The sequence below is a fragment of the Gracilibacillus sp. D59 genome (assembly GCF_052246695.1).
Lineage (GTDB): Bacteria > Bacillota > Bacilli > Bacillales > Amphibacillaceae > Gracilibacillus.
This window is the reverse complement of sequence record NZ_JBQQCK010000004.1, coordinates 64,267-85,987: the sequence shown is the minus strand read 5'-3', so window position 1 is coordinate 85,987 and position 21,721 is coordinate 64,267. Positions and strand designations below refer to the sequence as shown.

20 protein-coding genes and 1 riboswitch are annotated in these 21,721 nt (G+C 37.5%); of the genes, 16 read left to right on the top strand and 4 right to left on the bottom strand.

Going from position 1 to position 21,721, the window contains the following annotated elements:
* Positions 1 to 505: 505 nt before the first annotated feature.
* From ACTWP4_RS08770 to ACTWP4_RS08750, 5 genes are all read left to right on the top strand, one after another.
* Entirely contained in the window at positions 506 to 2,188 is a 1,683-nt protein-coding gene (locus ACTWP4_RS08770; protein WP_443128386.1) for a PucR family transcriptional regulator, read from the top strand.
* Positions 2,189 to 3,255: 1,067 nt separating this feature from the next.
* Complete coding sequence (locus ACTWP4_RS08765; protein WP_443128385.1) at positions 3,256 to 4,464, top strand: M24 family metallopeptidase; 1,209 nt, start codon at positions 3,256 to 3,258, stop codon at positions 4,462 to 4,464.
* A gap of 44 nt (positions 4,465 to 4,508) precedes the next feature.
* On the top strand, positions 4,509 to 5,708 hold the full coding sequence (locus ACTWP4_RS08760) for a cystathionine gamma-synthase family protein (RefSeq protein WP_443128384.1): 1,200 nt from the start codon (positions 4,509 to 4,511) through the stop codon (positions 5,706 to 5,708).
* Between the two features lie 125 nt (positions 5,709 to 5,833).
* Positions 5,834 to 6,889: a homoserine dehydrogenase gene (locus ACTWP4_RS08755; RefSeq protein WP_443128383.1), complete on the top strand. Its 1,056-nt coding sequence runs from the start codon at positions 5,834 to 5,836 to the stop codon at positions 6,887 to 6,889.
* Positions 6,890 to 6,904: 15 nt separating this feature from the next.
* Positions 6,905 to 8,341 (top strand): aldehyde dehydrogenase family protein, encoded by a 1,437-nt coding sequence (locus ACTWP4_RS08750; RefSeq protein ID WP_443128382.1) that lies wholly within the window; start codon positions 6,905 to 6,907, stop codon positions 8,339 to 8,341.
* A 313-nt stretch (positions 8,342 to 8,654) separates the two neighbouring features.
* On the opposite strand, the gene ACTWP4_RS08745 is transcribed toward ACTWP4_RS08750, so the two are convergent.
* Positions 8,655 to 10,124: a catalase gene (locus tag ACTWP4_RS08745; RefSeq protein ID WP_443128381.1), complete on the bottom strand. Its 1,470-nt coding sequence runs from the start codon at positions 10,122 to 10,124 to the stop codon at positions 8,655 to 8,657.
* Between the two features lie 364 nt (positions 10,125 to 10,488).
* Between ACTWP4_RS08745 and ACTWP4_RS08740 the strand changes: the two genes are divergently transcribed.
* From ACTWP4_RS08740 to ytzI, 5 genes are all read left to right on the top strand, one after another.
* Positions 10,489 to 11,265 (top strand): ABC transporter ATP-binding protein, encoded by a 777-nt coding sequence (locus ACTWP4_RS08740; protein ID WP_443128380.1) that lies wholly within the window; start codon positions 10,489 to 10,491, stop codon positions 11,263 to 11,265.
* Positions 11,266 to 11,285: 20 nt separating this feature from the next.
* Positions 11,286 to 12,218 carry a bile acid:sodium symporter family protein gene (locus ACTWP4_RS08735; RefSeq protein WP_443128379.1) on the top strand — a complete coding sequence of 311 codons (933 nt, stop codon included), beginning with the start codon at positions 11,286 to 11,288 and terminating at the stop codon, positions 12,216 to 12,218.
* 55 nt (positions 12,219 to 12,273) lie between these two features.
* Positions 12,274 to 12,417, top strand: a complete 144-nt coding sequence (locus ACTWP4_RS08730; RefSeq protein WP_443128378.1) for a hypothetical protein — start codon at positions 12,274 to 12,276, stop codon at positions 12,415 to 12,417.
* Positions 12,418 to 12,751: 334 nt separating this feature from the next.
* Positions 12,752 to 13,099 (top strand): DUF1360 domain-containing protein, encoded by a 348-nt coding sequence (locus tag ACTWP4_RS08725; RefSeq protein ID WP_443128377.1) that lies wholly within the window; start codon positions 12,752 to 12,754, stop codon positions 13,097 to 13,099.
* A gap of 677 nt (positions 13,100 to 13,776) precedes the next feature.
* Positions 13,777 to 13,947 (top strand): YtzI protein, encoded by a 171-nt coding sequence (ytzI, locus tag ACTWP4_RS08720; RefSeq protein WP_443128376.1) that lies wholly within the window; start codon positions 13,777 to 13,779, stop codon positions 13,945 to 13,947.
* Positions 13,948 to 13,972: 25 nt separating this feature from the next.
* On the opposite strand, the gene ACTWP4_RS08715 is transcribed toward ytzI, so the two are convergent.
* The gene (locus ACTWP4_RS08715) at positions 13,973 to 15,139 is read right to left on the bottom strand and encodes an iron-containing alcohol dehydrogenase (RefSeq protein ID WP_443128375.1); all 1,167 of its coding nucleotides are present in this window, start codon (positions 15,137 to 15,139) and stop codon (positions 13,973 to 13,975) included.
* 247 nt (positions 15,140 to 15,386) lie between these two features.
* Here ACTWP4_RS08715 and ACTWP4_RS08710 point away from each other — a divergent pair, with 247 nt between their 5' ends.
* A complete protein-coding gene (locus ACTWP4_RS08710) occupies positions 15,387 to 15,806 on the top strand; it encodes an organic hydroperoxide resistance protein (RefSeq protein WP_443128374.1) in 420 nt (139 codons plus the stop codon).
* A gap of 202 nt (positions 15,807 to 16,008) precedes the next feature.
* Here ACTWP4_RS08710 and ACTWP4_RS08705 read toward each other — a convergent pair whose 3' ends face one another.
* On the bottom strand, positions 16,009 to 16,323 hold the full coding sequence (locus ACTWP4_RS08705) for a hypothetical protein (RefSeq protein ID WP_443128373.1): 315 nt from the start codon (positions 16,321 to 16,323) through the stop codon (positions 16,009 to 16,011).
* Positions 16,324 to 16,558: 235 nt separating this feature from the next.
* Positions 16,559 to 17,752 (bottom strand): CynX/NimT family MFS transporter, encoded by a 1,194-nt coding sequence (locus tag ACTWP4_RS08700; RefSeq protein ID WP_443128372.1) that lies wholly within the window; start codon positions 17,750 to 17,752, stop codon positions 16,559 to 16,561.
* A gap of 148 nt (positions 17,753 to 17,900) precedes the next feature.
* On the opposite strand from ACTWP4_RS08700, the gene lepB reads away from it, so the two are divergent.
* The 5 genes from lepB (at position 17,901) to thiE (ending at position 21,677) form a co-directional block, all read left to right on the top strand.
* The gene (lepB, locus tag ACTWP4_RS08695) at positions 17,901 to 18,449 is read left to right on the top strand and encodes a signal peptidase I (RefSeq protein ID WP_443128371.1); all 549 of its coding nucleotides are present in this window, start codon (positions 17,901 to 17,903) and stop codon (positions 18,447 to 18,449) included.
* Positions 18,450 to 18,507: 58 nt separating this feature from the next.
* Positions 18,508 to 18,615: riboswitch (TPP riboswitch) on the top strand.
* Between the two features lie 109 nt (positions 18,616 to 18,724).
* Complete coding sequence (tenA, locus tag ACTWP4_RS08690) at positions 18,725 to 19,414, top strand: thiaminase II (protein ID WP_443128370.1); 690 nt, start codon at positions 18,725 to 18,727, stop codon at positions 19,412 to 19,414.
* Between the two features lies 1 nt (position 19,415).
* Complete coding sequence (gene thiD, locus ACTWP4_RS08685; protein WP_443128369.1) at positions 19,416 to 20,240, top strand: bifunctional hydroxymethylpyrimidine kinase/phosphomethylpyrimidine kinase; 825 nt, start codon at positions 19,416 to 19,418, stop codon at positions 20,238 to 20,240.
* The gene (gene thiM, locus ACTWP4_RS08680; RefSeq protein WP_443128368.1) at positions 20,237 to 21,022 is read left to right on the top strand and encodes a hydroxyethylthiazole kinase; all 786 of its coding nucleotides are present in this window, start codon (positions 20,237 to 20,239) and stop codon (positions 21,020 to 21,022) included. Before thiD ends, thiM begins: the two co-directional genes overlap by 4 nt.
* Before the next feature lie 4 nt (positions 21,023 to 21,026).
* Complete coding sequence (gene thiE / locus ACTWP4_RS08675) at positions 21,027 to 21,677, top strand: thiamine phosphate synthase (RefSeq protein WP_443128367.1); 651 nt, start codon at positions 21,027 to 21,029, stop codon at positions 21,675 to 21,677.
* Positions 21,678 to 21,721 lie beyond the last annotated feature (44 nt).

Below are 21,721 nucleotides of genomic sequence, written 5' to 3'. Positions count from 1 at the left end.
CACTGTACGTTCGTCTATCCATTCTGCTATATTAGTCATAAGGAAAATTTGGGATATCAAAGCTTTTAACACAGTGCGATAGCCTAGTTGCACGTAAGATTACTACTAGTCGAGATAACTTCCTTGCTGACCATTTAATACGGTGCTAACCGTCTGTAAGCCCCACTTCAAATATCACAAGGATAAGTGTATAGGGATAATAGACGCTAGCACCCTGAAAAGTTCACTAATGATAAGTAGGTGTCCCCCCACTTATCATAGTCTTACTTTATACTCTCCTATATGGTAAGAAAAGTGCAAGGCATTCGGTCAGGAACGTAGGGTTGGACTGGAGCGACTGAGATAATGGAAATGTGGTAAACGTTTAACAGCTCGTCCTCATCGTAGAGCGCTTAAGTTAAACAGCCTTAAATTTATAAATTCTTATAAGGTAAAGAACGCCCGCTTTATTAAGCACTTATGTTTATGTGATGATGAACTTTTGTAGCAAAATGAGGTGAGTGGTATGGGTTTAACGGTGAATACTATTATGCAATTGCCGGTGATGAAAAGTTGTGAAGTTAAGGCGGGAAAGGATTTGCAAGAGCACAAGACGATTGAATGGGTTTCTGTTATTGAGATTCCTGTTGAAAATTTTGTCAGAAAGAATGAGTTTGTTTTAAGTACTGGCATAGGATGCGAAGATAATCTCAACTTATTAGAATCTTTTGTGCAAGATGTCATTCAATCGGGGGCATCTGTTTTAGGTTTTGCCACAGGACGATATATTTATAATATCCCTGATCGAATTTTGAAAAAGGCTAATCAAAATGATTTAATTATCATTGACGTTCCATGGGAAGTTCGTTTTACGGATATTTGGCAATCAGTGATGGATAAAATTACAGAGGTAAAACAAAAAGAACGTCAAAAGGTAGAAGATGCCAGACAAGAATTAATTAATTGTGTCCTAGAAGATAAAGGGTTAGAAGATATTGCACACACTTTATATAAGCATATTAAAATTCCTGTTGCCATCACAGATTCTGAAAAAAGATGGAGGGCACTTAAATTTTTTAATAAAAATATTTTAGAAAGTTATAGTCTCGAAGTCGAAGAAAGTCATTTACAACCGATACCACTATCTGATATGAAATTTCAAGAACATCCATTGTATTATCATATGAAAGAATACAAATTTTATAAAGATCGTTTTTTTCAACTACAAATTCTAAACAACCACAAAGTACAGGGGTATATTGTATTTCAACCGAGCGATAATAAAGAGCTGACTTGGTTTGTGATGAATGTGTTAGAGCATGCATTGACAGCCTGTGCGTTATATTTTGTGAAGGAGAATGCCATTGAGATAACCGAGATACGATTAAAGGATAATTTTGTATTAAATTTAGCTAAAAATAAAATGAAAGTAGATCATCAACTATTAACAAAAGCACATTTATTAGGATATGATCTAAATCTTCCTTATGTTTGTATTGTTGGAGAAATTAGACATAAAGATCTAGGATCTGATAAGCATGATACGTTAGATAACCCTTATCATTCATCGTTAAGAAGCTTTAATTATTATATCCAAAAGGAAATCACCTATGCAGGTCGACTGTTTAAGAGAAAAACGATGACTACCTTTGAAAAGGGGGAAGTGATTCTTTATTTGCAAGTTGAGGATCCTTCTTATCATGATTTAGCAAACCAATTTTTGGATACGATTGAACGACGGTTAAGTCAATTGCTTTCAGATATTGATATTTCTTGGGGAATTGCACTTCAAAAAGAAAGTACGTATCCATTTTATGAAAGCTATGAAAAGGCAAAAACGGCTCTAGAAATTGGACTGCAGCATGATGGTCCTGGTAATAGAACCTTTTATAGTGATACAAGAATTAATCGGCTGTTAATGGCCATATCTCAAGAAGAAAATATTCATGAGATTGTAAAAGATACATTGAAACCATTGTTAGAATACGATAAAAAAAGGCAGACAGACCTTATTTTTACTTTTAAGACATACAACAAATACAAAGGAAATGTTAGTCAAACTGCAAGAGAATTAAATTTGCATCGTCAATCGTTATTGCATCGGTTGCGAAAAATAGAGTCTCTAACGCATTTATCCTTGATTGATGCTGATGATTCTTTCTTATTAGAGTTGAGTGTCCGTTTATGGATGCTGAATAAAATAAAATAATAGGGAAGATGAGGCGGAGACATATCATTTATTAACCGATTAAGGGATACTCTTACTTTGTCTTAATTTTGAAATGAATAGAGTGCTAAACTGCCGCTTAGGCTGACCGTTTCGCTTTCCAGGGGGCATGCTCTTCAGATAACTTTGAAAAGAAAGGCACTTTTCAAAGTGGATCTTCAGATCATGCTAATCCCCTAGGAGTCGAAACGGTCGGCCGCCGCTAGTTTTATATGCTACAACGAAAGTAAGAAATAGCATGTTGATCTTATCATCCAGTAGAAAGTTAACTTTCATCGAAATAAGAAACAACATATTAACTGTTACAAACGTTGTAGAGTATTCCTTTAGCGAAGGCCGTTCGCTTCAACTCCTACGGGATATTTTTCCTCGAAGATCCACTTTGGTAAGCGATCTCTGCTTACCGAAGTTAGCTGAGGGGAAAAAACCGTGGAAAGGGAAGCGGACAGCCGGAGCGAGTGTTAAGCAGAACATTCATGTCAAAATGACCATTAAGCGAGTTACTGAACACTATCATTTATCACGGTGCTAAACGTCTGTGAAGTCCCGCTTCAGGCTTCAAGTAACACACACGGAAACTAAGTGGGAATAATAGACGCTAACACTCTGAAAAGTTTCGCCAATGATCAAAACCCCGAATGATCATACTCTCACTTTATAATGCAAAAAATTCCGAACGAATAGACTAATTCTGTGATCAGAATTCGTTATCGTTCGGAAATTTTTTTTATCACGGTGCTAATCGTCCGTAAAACCCCCACTTCAAGGTTCGAGTAAATCAAAGAAGCTAAGTGGGGGATAACGGACGCTAACACCCTGATAAGTTTCACTAACCATCAGCGGGGATAAAAACCCCCACTGATGGAAGTCTCACTTTATGTGAAAAGATGTGAAAATTGGACATTATATCTTAAAATTCGGGTGTATATTCATGTTGTATGACAGAAAACCAAAAACTTCATACAATCTTAACATTACATTTTAAGCGGCTGTTTAATAAGATAAAAGTAAGAAATGAAAGAATATTTTTAGGGTGGAGGGGGGATACGATGTTAGCCTTTGATATTTTAGAATATCAAACACGTTTAACAAAGACAAAAAAACGGATGGCTGAAAATGGCATTGAAGTGTTACTTGTAACTGACCCAGCTAATATGAATTATATATCAGGCTATGATGCTTGGTCATTCTATGTTCACCAAATGTTAATTATCATCATTGATGAGCCTCAGCCAATTTGGATTGGTCGTTATCAAGATGCAAATGGCGCGAAAATTACCACATGGATCTACAACGAAAATATTATTCCATTCCCAGATTATTATGTACAATCATCGATTTACCACCCAATGGATTTCATTGCAGAAATTTTAAAACAGATAGGGCAAGGAAATAGAAATATTGGTGTTGAAATGGATAACTATTATTTCACTGCCAAAGCTTACGAAAGGTTAAAGCACGGACTTCCTAATGCTACATTTAAAAATGCAGATTTATTAGTGAACTATGTAAGAATTATCAAATCAGAGCAAGAGATTGAATATATGAAGCGGGCAGCAAAAATTGCTGACCAAGCAATGTATAAAGCAGTAGAAAGCGTACGGGTAGGGAATAGAGAGTGTGATACAGCAGCAGCGATATATCACCAAATGATTTCTGGTACGGATGATTATGGAGGGGATTATCCAGCTATTGTTCCATTACTTCCGTCTGGAGATAATACTAGTGCACCACATCTAACTTGGTCGGAGAGAAAATATAAAGAAGGAGAGTCTGTTGTTATTGAACTAGCAGGCTGTTACAAAAGGTACCATGTACCAGTAGCTAGAACGGTATCGATAGGTAAACCTTCTATGCAGCTGGAGAAAATTGCGCCGATTGTCGCAGAAGGTTTGAATGCTGTGTTAGATGCGGTAAAGCCTGGAATTACTTGTGGAGAACTGGAGAGGTATTGGTATAACTGTCTCAAAAAATACGGAATTGAAAAAGAGGCAAGACTAGGATATTCCGTAGGTTTAGGTTATCCGCCAGATTGGGGAGAGCATACAGCAAGCATCCGAACAGAGGATTCCACCGTTTTACAACCAAACATGACTTTCCACCTTATTCCGGCCTTGTGGTTTGAAGACTATGGTATTGAGATCAGTGAATCATTTCGAGTAACAAAAAATGGCGGTGAAACGTTCACCAATATTCCAAGAGATTTAATTGTGCAAGATCCCTTTCCGTTTCCAGAACAGGGTGGAATCATCAGCTAGCTTTCAGGATGATTAAGATAGATATTAGATGAGGAGGGAATAGTATGAGAGATGTAAAAATGAGTACAAAAGCAGTTTGGGCAGGGGAAAAAGATCAATTAGCTTTTGGAGCCACTCAAGTTCCAGTTGTACACAGTGTATCTTTTGGGTATGACGATATGGATGAATGGTATGAAGTCGCTATCGGAAATAAAGAAGGTCATATTTACGGTCGTAATACCAACCCAACTGTTGAAGCATTTGAAGAAAAAATAAGAATTTTAGAAGGAGCAGAAGCTGCTACTAGCTTTTCGACTGGAATGGCAGCCATTAGTAATACACTCGGAACTCTATTGTTCCCAGGGGATCGAATTGTTTCCATAAAAGACACCTATGGCGGAACCAATAAAATATTCACCGAATTTCTGCCAAAGCAAAAAGTGGACGTCGTTTTATGTGATACGGGGGATCATGAAGCAATTGAAAAAGAGGTAGCAAAAGGGTGTAAAGTTCTTTATTTAGAAAGCCCGACAAATCCAACGGTGAAAATAACAGATATTGAACAGATGGCGAAGGTTGGAAAAAAAGCAGGAGCTATAGTCATTGTTGATAACACATTTGCTACTCCGATAAACCAAAATCCACTCGAATTGGGAGCAGATCTAGTGATTCATAGTGCTACTAAATTTTTAGGCGGTCATGCAGATGCATTAGGCGGTTCAGTTTGCGGATCTAAACAATTAGTAGAAAGTATTTATCATTATAGAGAAATCAATGGAGCAACACTAGATCCAATGTCAGCTTATTTATTATTACGAGGGATGAAAACACTCCAATTAAGAATTGAGAAACAAAGTGAAAACGCAATGGCAGTTGCTCGCTATTTGAAATCAGTTGATACCGTTGAATCGGTATTTTATCCAGGATTAGAGGACCATCCAGGCCATGAGATTGCTAAGGAACAAATGAACGGATTTGGTAGCATGTTAAGTTTCTCGGTAAAGGGAGGGGTGGATACACTCAGACATCTACTTCCAAAACTAAAGTATGTGAACCGTGCAGCACATCTTGGCTCTGTTGAAACGATTGTAGGACCTTCACGCACAACAAGTCACGTTGAATGTACACCAGAGGAAAGAGCTGCAATGGGGATACCAGAAGGATTAATTCGATATTCAGCAGGACTTGAAGATAAGGATGACTTAATTCATGATTTAGAGCAAGCTTTTCAATCTTTGCCAGAAAGTCTATTTATAAACAAATAAAGCAGTTGCTAAGGAATAAATCATACTTTTTAACATCGACTTAACTTATATTGTGTTACCAATGAAGTGAATTTCGACGTACAACTGTCGCCAAGTTTTCTTAAAAATTGATGGAGGTGATGAGATTGACTATGAAGGTCGCTTTTATTGGGTTTGGCGGTGTTGGGCAGGCATTGACAGAGATTTTCTTGAAACAACAAAAGGGTGAAAAGCCATCGTATGGTTTTGAGCCCGAGGTTGTCGCTGTATCCGATATTATGAAAGGATCTGTGTATCATCCGGATGGTTTAAGCATCGAAAAGTTGTTATCTGCCGTTAGAGATTCTGGGAGTTTAGATGCTTATCCAGATCAAACAGGATTAATTAGAGGCTTGGATAGCATGGAAACAATCAAGAATACGAATGCAGATATGATTGTCGAGGTAACGTTCACAGATGTGAAGACAGGTCAACCGGCCATTGATCATTGTCGAGCAGCTTTTGAACATAAAAAAAGTGTGGTAACGACTAATAAAGGTCCTGTTGCCTTAGCTTATGATGAATTATCAGCATTAGCTGAAAAAAATGGCGTGTTCTGGGGATTTGAAGGAACAGTAATGAGCGGGACGCCAGCACTCAGATTGCCCGTCATGACATTAGCAGGTAATGAAATAACAGAAATTAAAGGTATCTTAAATGGGACGACTAACTATATGATAACTGAAATGGAAAAAGGTAAGACATACCAAGAAGCATTAGAAAAAGCGCAAAGCCTCGGGTTTGCAGAAGCGGATCCAACTAGTGATGTAGAAGGTTATGATGCAAGATATAAGACAGCGATTTTAGCGAACTATTTAATGGGTGAAAAAATAGCATCAGAAGATATCTACTGTAAAGGAATTAGCGATGTAACTTTAGAGATGGTAAAAGAAGCCCTAGATAATAATCAAAAATGGCGTCTGCTCTCACGCTTAATTAAAAGGGAAGATGGTTCCGTTGAAGCTTCAGTTAAGCCAGAACTGGTAGATAGTAACGACCCATTAGCTGGTGTTAATGGTCCGACAAATGCGATCGTTTACGAATGTGACTTATCTGGTCCTATCATGTTAACAGGTGCAGGTGCAGGGCTAATCGAAACAGGTTACTCACTATTTATAGATATTATTCATTATCACAGACAAAACGCGCTAACCAAACTTTAATAGGGGGTGATTTCCATGCAATTAAAAGTAAAACAAGAAAAAATGTTGATTGCAGGACAATGGATAGCGGCTGATCAAACATTTGATGTATATGACCCACAAGATAATCGATTAATTGCCAAAGTGCCATTGGCTACAGAAAATGATATGCTGATGGCTATTGAAAAAGCAGAGGAGGCATTTTTAAGTAACAAACCTTGGCCAACTCATGAAAGAATGGCCGTACTTCAACGAGTAGCCTCCTATATAGAGGAAAATAAAGAGCGTTATGTGGAAACGCTTGCATTAGAAGGAAGCAAAACGATTAACGAAGCTCGCATGGAAGTAAAGCGAGCGATACAAACGATTCAAATTAGCGCAGAAGAAGCGAGAAGGATAAATGGGGAAACGATTAATTTTGATCAAAGTGAAAGTGGAGAAAATAGGGTGGGCTATTATTATCGCTTTCCAGTAGGTGTGATTGGAGCTATTACCCCGTTTAATGATCCTTTAAATTTAGTAGCTCATAAGGTTGGTCCAGCGATTGCCTCTGGAAATGCGGTTATTGTCAAACCAGCATCTGATACGCCGTTGAGTGCATTGCTTTTGGCGGAGGCGTTCACAAAATCTGGATTACCTGCAGGCATGTTGTCCGTTGTGACCGGATCAGGTCGAGATGTAGGCGATGTACTTGTCACGCATCCTTCTATTACAATGATTACATTTACGGGAGGAGTAGATGTTGGGAAGAAAATAGCGCATAAAGCTGGTGTCAAAAAGGTAGGAATGGAGCTCGGTTCCAACTCGCCGGTAATTGTGTTAAATGATGCAGATGTTGAAAAAGCAGTGGCAGCTTGTGTTTCAGGTGCTTTTACAGTTGCTGGTCAAAATTGTATTGGTGTCCAGCGAGTTTATGTAGAAAAGGAAGTATATGATCAATTCTTAGAGTTATATAAACAAAGCACTTCAGAACTGCAGTTGGGAGATAAATTGGATCCATTAACAGACATTGGCCCAATGATTAATGAACGGGAAGCAAAAAGGGTCGAAGCGTGGGTGAATCAAGCTGTAGCAGAAGGTGCAAAAATTCAAATTGGCGGAAAAAGAGAGAGAGCCTTTTATTATCCTACTATTCTAACAGATGTCCCTATTAATGCTGTGATTGCCCAAGAAGAAATATTTGGTCCTGTCGTACTTGTCTATTCTGTAGATGATGTGCATCAAGCGATTGCTCAATCAAATGCTGTTGATTTCGGGCTGCAAGCAGGGATATTTACAAAGGACGTGGGAAATGCGTTCTTAACGATACAAAAGTTAGAAGTCGGCGGCATCATGGTGAATGATAGTAGTGATTATCGTATCGATGCTATGCCTTTTGGAGGGGTGAAACAATCTGGTTTAGGAAGAGAAGGTATCAAGTCCTCGATTGAAGCCATGACAGAGCAAAAGGTAGTGAGCTTTAATCTAAACTAATTATTTTAAAGATAATAAGTAAAGTAAGAAAAGCGCAAAGCGCCCGCTTAGAAACGTAGCGGCTTCAGAATCAACTGAGATAAAGGAATCACGGTGAGCTTGCGATCCGATGATGACTTTCACCCAAGGGTATAAGGGCGACTAAGCCTCTGGTTTCACCAATCGGCAAGTCTTCTTTATCGTAGGGCGATTCGTGAAGTCGCCTAGTTTTTGGGCGCTTGGAGCTAGACATCCGCGCGAATTTTATACTTTCTTGTCTCCCGAGAAAGAAGAGCCAAAAAGAGACCGTGCTAGGTCTCTTTTTGACTCTTCTTTATTCTTTTACGTGTGCTGGTACTTCTACTCCTAGTTTAGTAGCAACACCTTCTGCTAATTCAGGATCTACTTTATAGAAGTTTCCTAATTGACGTTCAACAATTCCTTCGCGAGTTACGCCACTTAAATGGTCTGCGAAGTTTTGGATTAAACGCTCACGTTCTTCATCGTTCATTACATCACGGAATAATGCGCGAGGTTGAGAATAGTGATCATCACTATCATATGGAACACTATCAGCAAATCCAGAAACTTCATATGGATTAATTTTGTTTTCTGGTGTTTCTTTTGGCGCGTCACTAAAGCTGTTTGGCTCATAATTAGGCGCGCTGCCACCATTACCATTATGGCTCATGTAACCATCACGTTGGTAGTTGTTAACCGGTGATTTGGCACGGTTGATTGGTAGTGTTTCATGATTTGCACCAATACGGTAGCGATGTGCATCAGAATATGCAAACAAACGACCTTGAAGCATTTTATCTGGAGAAGCTTCAATACCAGGAACAAAGTGACCAGGTGAGAAGGCAGCTTGTTCTACTTCTGCAAAGTAATTTTCTGGATTGCGATCTAATACCATTTTACCAACTTCAATTAGTGGATAATCTTCATGAGGCCATACCTTCGTTACATCGAAAGGATCGTAACGATAGTTTTGCGCGTCCGCTTCAGGCATGATTTGAACTTTTAATGTCCAAGAAGGATAGTTACCTTCTTCAATGGCATTATATAGATCTTCAATGTGATAATCAGGATTTGTACCTGCAAGTTCATCCGCAACCTTAGGGTCTAAGTTTTTAATGTCTTGATCAGTTTTGAAGTGGTATTTAATATAGAATGCTTCTCCATCTTTATTTACCCATTTAAACGTATGGCTTCCATACCCATTTTGATGACGATGTGTAGCTGGAATACCACGATCAGAGTGTAAAATAGTAATTTGATGAAGTGATTCCGGTGATAATGACCAGAAATCCCAAACCGCATTTTTGTCTTTTAAGTGAGTTTGCGGGTTACGTTTTTGTGTATGAATAAAGTCTGGGAATTTAATGGCATCACGAATAAAGAAGACAGGTGTGTTATTCCCAACTAAATCATAGTTACCTTCATCTGTGTAGAATTTAACAGCAAAACCACGAGGGTCACGTACTGTATCGGCAGAACCTAATTCACCGGCAACCGTTGAGAAACGGATGAACATAGGTGTTTTCTTACCAACTTCAGATAAAAAGTCTGCTTTTGTATATTTAGAAACGTCATTGGTTACTTCAAAATAGCCGTGTGCTCCGGCACCTTTCGCGTGCACAACTCTTTCTGGAACTCTTTCTCGGTTAAAATGAGCTAGTTTTTCTAGTAAATGAACGTCTTGGATTAATGTTGGTCCTCTATGGCCTGCAGTAATGGAGTTTTGGTTATCTCCAACTGGCGCACCAGAGGCAGTTGTTAAGTATTTTTTTTCTTGACTCATATATATAGCACCTCTCCCTAAAAAATTTTACACTCTTTATTATAATACAAGTTTTATAAAAATCAATATTTATTTAAAATAATTTTAATTAAGAAATTGTAAAAAAAGAGAAGCAATCTATCAACGAGATAGTTGCTTCTATGGATTGGGAAACATCCTTGAAACTTTTGTTGATTGGGGGTAACAAAAGATTTGTGTAAAGGGAATGTTTCATCACTCTATGTGATTAAATACATTATAACGATAATGAGAATCATTTTCAATAGAAAAGTTCACATTTTTTGAAAAATTTCTCTACTAAACCAAACACAAGAAATTTCAGGCTTTCAGGTGTATACTAAATAGATGAAGGAAGTGATATAGAATGGTATTGGATTTAGAAAAAGTAGGACTAAAAAAAGAGGGGAATTGGATACTAAAAGATATCAATTGGAAAATGGAGAAGGGAGAGAATTGGACATTATTGGGATTGAATGGTGCAGGGAAAACGGCACTTTTACATATGTTGTGTGCGTACTATTTTCCAACTGAGGGAAAAGTTAATGTAATCGGAAAGCAATTTGGAAAGGATATACTTGGGGAACAGTTAAGACAACAAATTGGCATTGTGTCATCTACTTTAAAACAACGAATTTACGGTACCGATAGTGCATACCAAGTCGTATTAAGTGGTGGATTCGCTTCGATCGGTTTATATGAAAATCCAACAGATGAGATGCGTACCAAGGCACAGCAGTTACTGAAGGACTTGGATTGCTTTTCCTATGCTAACCGTGCTTATCGGACATTATCACAAGGTGAGCAGCAACGTGTTTTAATTGGACGAGCTCTGATGAACAATCCCCAATTATTAATTTTAGACGAGCCGACAAATGGTTTAGATTTTATCGCAAGAGAGAAATTATTAGAATCAATTGAGAATATCAGCAGTGACGGAAACGCTCCTTCGATTATTTATGTAACTCACCATGTGGAGGAAATTTTGCCGACTTTTTCGAAATCGTTATTGTTAAAAGATGGTCATGTATTTAATCAAGGATCAACAAAAGCTATGATCAATTCAGAAAATTTAACAGCATTTTTTGGGGTGCCGGTAGAGGTGGATTGGTCAGAGAAACGTCCGAGGTTAAAAAAGAAATAACACCCTAGGAGTAGACTGAAATGTTAAACCTTTTGAATCAAATGTTACAACGAATTATGCCCTTTATAGCACCATCAAGTGTTATTGTGGGTGTTTTATTTGCAGATTTTTTCCTGCAATTTGATAACTGGGTTATCTGGATCTTTGCATTTATGACATTTGCAGGAAGTTTAAGTTTGAATTTTGTTGCATTATATCGAGTGGTAGCACATCCTTTATCGATATTGATAGCTCTTGTTATTCTACATATTTTAATGCCTCTATGGGCATACCTAGTCGGAAGTATTACTTTTAGCAATGATCATTTAACGGTTATTGGCTTTGTATTAGCAATGATTATTCCGACAGGCATTACAAGTTTTATTTGGGTTTCCATGAATAAAGGAAATGTTGCCTTAACGCTTTCCGTTATTTTGATTGATACGATTTTATCACCTTTTATTGTCCCGTTGTCTATATCCTTATTTATCGGAGCATCCGTTGATTTAGAAGTATGGGCGATGATGAAAGGTTTGTTTATCATGATTGTGATTCCATCTATATTAGGTATGCTTCTACATGAAATGACTCGTGGAGGAGTTCATGAGAAATGGAGTCCGCGTTTAGCGCCATTCTCAAAAATGGCGTTAGCTTTAGTGATTATGATAAATAGCTCTGAGGTAGCGGAGTATTTATTAGATATTGATTTTCATCTTATTAAAGTAGCTATTACGATGTTTTTGGTAGCTGCGAGTGGATATTACTTAGCATGGTTGCTAGCTAAGTGGTTAAAACGAGCAAGTCAAGATGTTATTTCCCTAACATTTAGCAGCGGAATGAGAAATATTAGTGCTGGAGCGGTTATAGCTGTTCAATATTTTCCTGGTCCCGTGGCGGTGCCGGTTGTTGTTGGCATGTTATTTCAACAAGTTTTGGCATCTTTATATAGTAAATTTCTCCGGGGGAGGAAATGAATGATATGAATATTATGGAAATTATATATTGTAATATAAATGAATGAAGGGGAAGATGACAGAGAATCAATCGCCGCAAGATAATGAAGCACAAAAGTCAGAGCAACAGCCCAAAACATCTTCAGGATTAGATCAGAATGTAGCGGGAGTATTAACATATCTAGTAAGATTTATTACTGGTATCATTTTTTACTGTTAAAAAAAGAAAATCGCTTTGTCCGTTTTCATACATTGCAGTCGATTTTTCATGGATTGTTGTGATAGTGATGAATACGGTTCTTGCTGTGATTCCGATATTGGGATTGCGTGTAAATATTTTAATTTTACCTTTAACGCTTGTCTTAATGGTAAAAGCCTAAAAGGTCACTATGTCAAATTACCTTGGATAGGTGATTTGGTAGAACAACAATTAAATAAATAATGATGTAATCCTGATCTGATGTAAACATAAGGTCTTTTTTTGTTTTCTAATCATGAATTAGGCACCTACTTAATAATATGAAACTAAAGGAAAAATGAGAGAAGGTGCCTATATGATTACATGGTTGTCTTTTGTTTTACTATCACTGGCGACATTTAGGTTAACAAGATTGATTGTTTATGATAAGATCACGGGCTTTATTCGAGCACCTTTTTTTGAAGTAGAAGAAAAATGGTTGCCCGATGGTACCATAGAAGAGACTGTGATGTTTAAGGGGAATGGATGGAAAAGATGGATTGGTGAATTACTACGGTGTCACTGGTGTACGGGTATTTGGTCAGCTCTATTTTTATTTTTAGGTTTTCACTTTTATTCTACTGTATTTATTCCAATCATTATCGTATTAGCAGTTGCAGGAGTAGCGGCGATTATCGAAGTGATTATTTCTTATTTTATTTAATCTTATTTTATTGTCTTTTTCTTTTGGAACCACCGCAGCTGCATGACTTTTTCTTTCGACCTTTTTTTCGCCTGTTGATAGACGTATGAGTAATGTTAGACATGATCAAAACTCCTTCATCATACAAGATTATGAACATTTCTATTTTATTTTATGTGATCGCTATAAAAGCGTTCGGGAGTGCAATAAAAACGATGAAAATGACCAGTTAGAATTTTAAAAGGCAGTCAAAAAACACGTTAATAGCCACAACCTATCCTAATTATCAAAATCATACTTTGTGATAGATAAAAACTGCGAACTAGTGAAAATTTATCTAGGTGCTAACATTTATTGAGCGGACATTTAGTGCGTTATTGGAATGAAAATCACTTGTTTTTTCATGTTAGCGGACATTGAATCCCTTATTTGGTTCATTTCGGCTTGAATTAGCACTATTTTCGATGAATAGCGGAATAGATGTCCGCGACCACCCTAACAACGAGACTTTCGTCACAAATAGCGGAACAAATGTCCACGCTCAGCCCAGATTTATTTGGGAGTCCACGTTACTTCGCAGAATATGGAAACTATGGTTGTTAAAATGACCTTTCCACAGTTGCCTTTTGTGAGTTATTTCACAATGCTGTATTATGTTATAATTGGTTTTATTTCAAAGAAAGGGAAGGATACGGGGCATGTGGGTTGTCATTATTGTTTGTATTATTGTAGTAATCGGTGTACTAGCATTGTCGATTTTGACTTTAAATAAAGGGTATGGTTATAAGCATACTATTGATCCATTACCAGACGAACAGGAATATAATGAAGAAAAAGAGTCCGATGAAAATGAAAACAGTGACCGATAACAATTAATCGGTCACTGTTTTATTCTTAAAGAGAAGCCTTATATATCGCAATCGCATCATCACGGTTCAGTTTCTTGAAATTACCGAATTCCGGTCTTGCGATCACTGTTTTATCAGCCATTTCCTCGATACTGTCTTCATCAATATTATAATCAGCTAGGCGGGAGGGTGCTTCGATACTATTCCAGAAAGCACGTAGTTTAGCTATTCCTTCTAAGCCAACTTCTTTATCTGATTTACCATTTGGATCCACATTGAATACGCGGACAGCTAATTGCTTAAAACGATGTACGTTTTCATCGATCGCATATTCCATCCAATTTGGGAATAGAATTGCTAGACCCCCACCATGTGGAATGTCATGGACAGCTGAAACGGCATGTTCCAAGTTGTGTGTTGCCCAGTCACCATGGTATCCCATGTTTACCATTCCATTTAAAGCCATCGTACCATTGTATAGAACTGTTGCACGATGTTCTTCATTTTCAAGGTCTGCTAATAATTTTGGAGCTGTTTCTACCATCGTTTGTAGAATTCCTTCTACCATACGATCCTGTAATAATGTATTTTCTTCATGATGAAAATAATGCTCAAGTGCGTGTGACATAATATCAACCATACCATAAATCGTTTGGTCTTTCGGTACTGTTTTGGTGAAAACAGGATCCAAAATGGAGAAAGCTGGATAGGTATAAGGACTGCCCCAACCATGCTTTTCATTTGTTTCCCAATTTGTAATGACAGATCCAGGATTCATTTCAGAACCTGTTGCTGCTAGTGTCAAAACAGTTCCGAATGGAAGTGCGTCGGTAGCATTCGCCTTCTTAGTTACAATATTCCAAATATCATCATTTGATTTGGCTCCTGCTGCAATTGCTTTTGTACAGTCAATGGTACTTCCACCACCAACAGCAAGGATGAAATCTATTTTTTCTTCTTTGCAAATGTCAATACCTTTACGTGCTGTGGTTACACGTGGGTTTGGTTCAACACCACTTAATTCAAATATCTTTTTATTTTCTTGCTTTAATATATCAATAACCCGATCGTATAATCCGTTTCGTTTAATACTTCCGCCGCCATAGACAACAAGAATATTATCGCCGTAACTTTGTAATTCTGTTTGTAAGTTCTCTAATTGCCCTTGACCGAAATATAACTTCGTCGGGTTATGAAAAATGAAATTTTGCATGCTTTTACCTCCTTGGAATCAACATCCACTATTAAATATGGCAATAATCTAAGTTTGTGTAAAGTATAATGCTTTTATGTTCTTTAAAGATAATAGTGTGTAACTAATACCGGTTGAAATCTGATGATTTTCTCCACTTTAATTAAAAGGAATGTTTAATAATTGAAGGAAAAGGAATAGTACTGGTAGAATAAATAATATAGAACAAAAAGCAAACGTTCTAATTTAATTTGAAGGAGTGGATAGAGTGAGTAACAAATTATTTACATCCAAAGCAACTGCACAAGGTGGCCGTGACGGTCATGTCAAATCAGATGATGGTTTAATTGATTTAAACCTGGTAAATCCAGCTGGTGATGGTGATGGAAAAGGCTCTAATCCAGAACAATTATTTGCTGCAGGTTATTCTGCATGCTATGACGGTGCTTTGAACTTAATGGCATCTAAACAAAAAAAAGATATTGATTCTTCTATTACGGCAGAAGTTAGCTTATTAAAAGATGAAGCTGACGGAGGATTCAAAATTGGTGTAGTACTTAACGTAGAAATCAAAGGCGTATCACAGGAAGAAGCAGAAGAACTAGCAAAACAAGCACATGACTTCTGCCCATACTCAAAAGCAACGAGAGGCAATATTGATGTAGAACTAAAAACAAAAGCTGTATAAATAATAGAAAGAGCACGGTTTTTTGGAAACCGTGCTCTTGTTATTAGATAAGAAAAACCCTTTTTTATTAAGAACGATTTTTAAAGTAATCAGTAAATGCGTGAATGAATTCAATTCCCTGGTACAACCAGACGCTCAATGCTGCAAGGGAAAATAGACCAATCATAAAGAATCTAAACCACATGATAATACCTCCTTCAAATTATTTTTGTGGAAGGGGTACGAATGTGATCAGATAATTAGATTGATAAAATACTGCATGCAAATAATGTCGTGCTACGAATGATTGTTGAAGAGAGTAAAGAATCAGGGATAATAGTAATATTCCAATCATTAATCGACCTTCATTAAAAATACCTTTGTCTGCCGATGAATCATGATAGTCAGCATCATAATAATAAGTCGCATGTAGTTCTTCGTTTAATTCAATGTTAAATACATTAGATTGATAATTTGATAGTGTGATAAAGTGAGAAATGGTTAACATTATCATGACAAAGATGAGGGATTTTCTCATAGCTACAACCATCTCCCTTTCTTATTACATACATCCAGTATACACCTGATATACAGAACGGTAAAGTTAAGTTCTTTATCACGGTACTAACCGTCTGAAAGACCACCACTTCAAGCTTCAAGTAACACAAGAATAAGGTTAGGGTTAATAGACGCTAACACCCTGATCATAGTCTCACTTTATATAATATGTTATTACTTTTTTATCCAAAATAGCACACGAAGAGCAAAACAGATTATAAAACTTTCTTATTTCTACTTGCTCCTAAACCGAAACCGGTCATAAGTAATGCAATAAATATGATCGTTAGAATAGAAGGCTGCCAATCGTTCGTGATATCAAAAATAAGACCAACAACAATTGGTCCAATTGATGCTAACAAGTAACCAAAAGATTGAGACATACCTGATAATTCAGCTGCTTGTCTTGCGTTAGTGGTTCTTAGTCCAAGTAAGGCTAATGCTAAACTAATGCTTGCCCCTAACATAATACCAATTAACGTAATCGCAATGGTGGATCCAATAATATCAGGCTCAAAATACAATATGCTATATCCGATAAGTCCAGACAAACCAAAAACTGCGACGACAGGCTGTTGATTTTTTAGTTTACTCGCGATAACAGGTGTGAAGAAGGTAGCAGGCAAACTAATGAATTGCATATATGCTACATACCATCCAGCAACTGATCCCGAAAACCCATTGGAAATCAAAATTTCAGCTAACCATGAGATCGTCACATAAAATAAAAAGGACTGTAACCCCATAAAACAGGTCACCTGCCAAGCAACAGGTGAACGCAATAATTTGACTGTGCTCGGTTCAAACAGTTCACTATCTTCTTGAAGGGGCGCTTTATTCATCGCCACTAACCAAGCAAAAATACCAATGATCGTTAATATGCTCCAACTAGCTAATGACCATTTCCAGCCGAGTCCAGCAGTTGTTGTTAATGGAACGCTTAACCCAGATCCTAATGCTGCAAAAATAGACATGGAAGTAGTATAAACACCGGTCATTAAACCAATCTTAGTAGGAAAATTACTTTTAATAAGACTTGGTAAAATGACATTAATGATGGCGATTCCCACACCAATTAATGTGGTCCCGATGAATAATAAAGTAATGGATGCAGTGGAACGAACCCAAATACCAATTAATAATGTTAAAAGACCGTAAAGTAATGCTTTTTCATTACTTGTTCGATTGGCAATTCTTGGAGCAATTGGTGACATAAAAGCAAAGGCTATGAGAGGTAGACTGGTTAAAAAGCCTGCGCTCCAATTATTGATGGATAAATCTTCACGGATTATTCCAATAATGGGCCCGACAGAAGTAATGGCGGGTCTTAAATTAAAGGCTAATAGAATAATTCCTGTAATAAAAAGAATAGTATAATACTTCTTTGCTAAATGTTGATCTGTTTTCATTTGTTCACCTTATTTCTATGGTATAATTAACAATTGCCATACAAAATATGCTAAAATAAGTAAGAAACTATCATTGGATTTAGCATTATAATAGAATAACATATATAAATCACAAGTAAAAGTTAAGTAAAGTGAAGGAAGGTCTATAATGGAGAATAAAGTCGTTAAAGAATTACTTTCATGGTTGAAGGCGTTGTTGGTTGCTATTATAATCGTACTCCTATGTCGGCACTTTTTGATTACACCTTCAGTTGTCAAAGGTGAATCGATGATGCCGAATTTAAAAGATGGAGACCGGATCATTTTGAGTAAGATAAGCAATATAGATCGTTTTGACGAAATTGCCTTCGAAGCACCAGATTCAAACGATAATTATGTGAAAAGGGTAATTGGCTTTCCTGGTGATACGATCGAGATGAGAGATGATAACCTGTATATTAATGGGGAACTTTATGAAGAATCATATCTTGATAAGTACAAATCTTTGCTTTCTGAAGGTCAAAAGCTTACAAATGATTTCACTCTTAAAGAATTAACAGGAAAAGAACGTGTTCCCGAAGGCAAAATATTTGTTTTAGGGGATAATCGAAGAGTTAGTAAAGATAGCCGTCAATTTGGGTTTGTTAATGAAGAAGCTATCATTGGAGATGTCAAAATGCGGATCTGGCCGATTGATTCATTTGGGATAATTAATTAGAGACGGGAAAACTTGACATTTCATCGTATCCATGTTTTATTGGTTATAACTTCATAATAAATTCCGCTAGGGGTGCTGCAAGAGCAGCTGAGATAAGAATCGATTTCTTGATCCCTTTGAACCTGAACTGGTTAAAACCAGCGTAGGAAAGTGGAGTCGGATGGTGTGTGAATACATGCACCTTTATTTTTTGATATGGATTATTCAAAGAGCCGCTCCGCTACCCGCGAGCGGCTTTTTTATGGAAATATATATTTTTTGTGGAGGCAGTAGACATGACATTTAGTCAAGAATTGCGAGTAGCGGCAAATGATATTTACCAAGGTATTTTTGAACACCCTTTTGTAGTGGGAATTGGTGAAGGGAACCTACACAAAGAAGCAATCATTCATTATGTAAAAGCAGATTTTGAGTACCTTAATGCGTTTATGAATATTTATGGTATTGCCATTACGAAAAGCACTACAAGAGAAGATATGACGTATTTTTATGAAAAAATCGGCTTCATCTTAAATAGTGAAATTCATCCACATCATAATTTGTGTCGTGTTGCAGGAGTGGACTATGATGAATTGCAAGGATATCCTCTGCCACCGACAGCTGATCATTATGTAGCACACATGAAAAGTGTAGCTCAGCAAGGAAGTATAGGTGAATTAATTGCAGCCTTGTTACCTTGTCCATGGACCTATTTGGAAATCGGACATTATTTAAAAGATAAATATCAACCGACAGAGCAACACCCTTTCTATGAATGGATTACATTTTACGCAAAAGAAGAAACAGCATCCGTTACGACTGAATTATGTGAACGTTTAGATAAGTGGGCAGAACAAGTAGGAGAAGGAGAAAAACAAAAAGCAAAATTAGCCTTTATGAAAAGCTGTCAGCTAGAGTATTTATTCTGGGAGATGGCATATAACGTTGAAGCATGGCCATTTTCATTAGATGGAAAGGGGAATTAAAATGCATAAAGTAGCGTCAGCACTAACAATAGCTGGAACCGATCCATCGGGTGGTGCCGGTATTCAAGCAGACTTGAAAGTGTTTCAGGAACGAGAAGTTTATGGTATGAGTGTGATTACCTCTGTAGTAGCGCAAAATACATTGGGAGTTCAAGATGTGCAACACTTGTCCATTGATTTTATTGAAAAGCAATTAGATGCTGTATTAACAGATATCCCACCGCAAGCAATCAAGACTGGGATGATCGCTACTGTCGATATGATGAAATTAATAGCAGAAAAACTAGCAAAAACGAACATTCCTTATGTTATTGATCCGGTTATGGTGGCGAAAAGCGGTGATTCCTTAATGGATGAAGCATCAAGACAAGTTATTCGTGATACGCTAATTCCTCTTGCTACAGTAGTAACACCCAATATACCGGAAGCGGAAATTTTAGTAGGTTTTGAGATTCATCATAATCAGGACGCAGAAAAAGCAGCGAAAGTGATTGTGGATGATTTAGGTGCAAAAGCAGCGGTTGTTAAAGGTGGCCACCTGCAAGGGGAAGCTGTGGATGTTTTATATGATGGTAAAAATCTTCATTATCTAAAGGCAGATCGTTTTGATACGAAACATACGCATGGAACAGGCTGTACCTTCTCCGCTGTCATCACTGCTGAACTGGCAAAAGGTAAGACAGTAAAAGACGCAGTGGCAATCGGAAAGGATTTTATTACAGATGCCATTCAGTATCCTTTAGAGCTAGGTCATGGCCATGGTCCGACAAATCATTGGGGATACAGATTAAAAGGTTTACCTCATAAAAGGGAGGCATTCAAGTGAGCCATTTAATTGAGGAGGTACGAAAGCAGCAACCATTGATTCATAATATTACAAATCAAGTAGTAATGAACTTCACAGCAAATGGACTATATGCTGTTGGTGCAGCACCTGTAATGGCGAATGCCAAAGAAGAGGTAGAAGAAATGGCGCAGATTGCAAGTGCTGTCGTATTAAATATTGGGACATTAACAAAAGAGCAAGTCGATGCGATGATTTTAGCAGGTAAAGCTGCCAATCGAGCAGGGGTACCTGTTGTGTTAGACCCGGTGGGTGTCGGTGCTACCACATTCCGAACAGATTCCGCTAAGCGAATCGTACAGGAAGTCAAGGTAACATGTATCAGAGGGAATGCAGGGGAAATTTCCAATTTAGCCGGAGTTGATGCTCAAGTTCGTGGTGTCGAAGGTTCAAGTAGTATCGATGTACAACAATTAGCAGAGTTAGCTTTTGATACATTACAAGTACCTCTTGCTATCACTGGGGAAAAAGACGTGGTTATCAACCAAGATGAACGAGTTATAATCTCCAATGGTCATCCACTTCTAACAAAAGTAACTGGTGCAGGGTGTTTATTATCAGCTGTTATTGCGTCCTTCTTATCGGTAAGTGAAAACGTGATAGAAGCTGTGACTAATGCACTTAGCTATTATGGAGTGGCAGCAGAAAATGCTGCAGAAATGCATACCTATCCAGGAAGTTTTCAAATAGCATTCTTGGATCAATTGTTTGTAGTAGATGGAGAAGAAGTCAACAAGAAAAAACAAATAACTAGGAGTTCTTAAAAGAATGAAACGTGATGTATTGCAAGTTTATTTTATACTCGGAAGTAATAATACGAAAGAAGATCCCTTATATGTACTAAGAGAAGCGTTAAAGGGTGGTATTACCCTTTTTCAGTTTCGCGAGAAAGGCCGAGGTGCTCTTGAAGGAGAAGCTAAAAAGCAATTAGCCATTCAAATGAAAGAGCTATGTCATCAATATCATGTCCCTTTTTTAGTCAATGATGATGTGGAATTAGCGCTGGAAATAGAGGCAGATGGTGTTCATGTAGGACAGGACGATATGTCGATAAATGAAGTGAGAAAAATTGTCCCTGCTAATTGGCTTGTTGGTGTGTCATCAACTAATGTAGAGGAAGCAGTTCAGGCAAAGAAAGACGGTGCTGACTATATTGGAGTAGGCCCAATTTATAGCACAAATACGAAAGAGGATGCGAAACAACCAATTGGGGCAAAAGGTTTACAGGAAATAAGAGAAAGAGTAGGAGATCTGCCGATTGTGGCGATTGGTGGTATCCGTTTAGGACACGTGATTCGACTGATGAAATCTGGTGCAGATGGAGTCTCAGTCATTTCAGCAATTAGCCAAGCCGAAAATCCTGAGACTACAGCAAGTACTTTTTTTAAGTACGCTAATTATTATACACGGGAGCAATGATTCGATAATGTGGGCTCACTTTTGATACACTAATAGTATTAAGG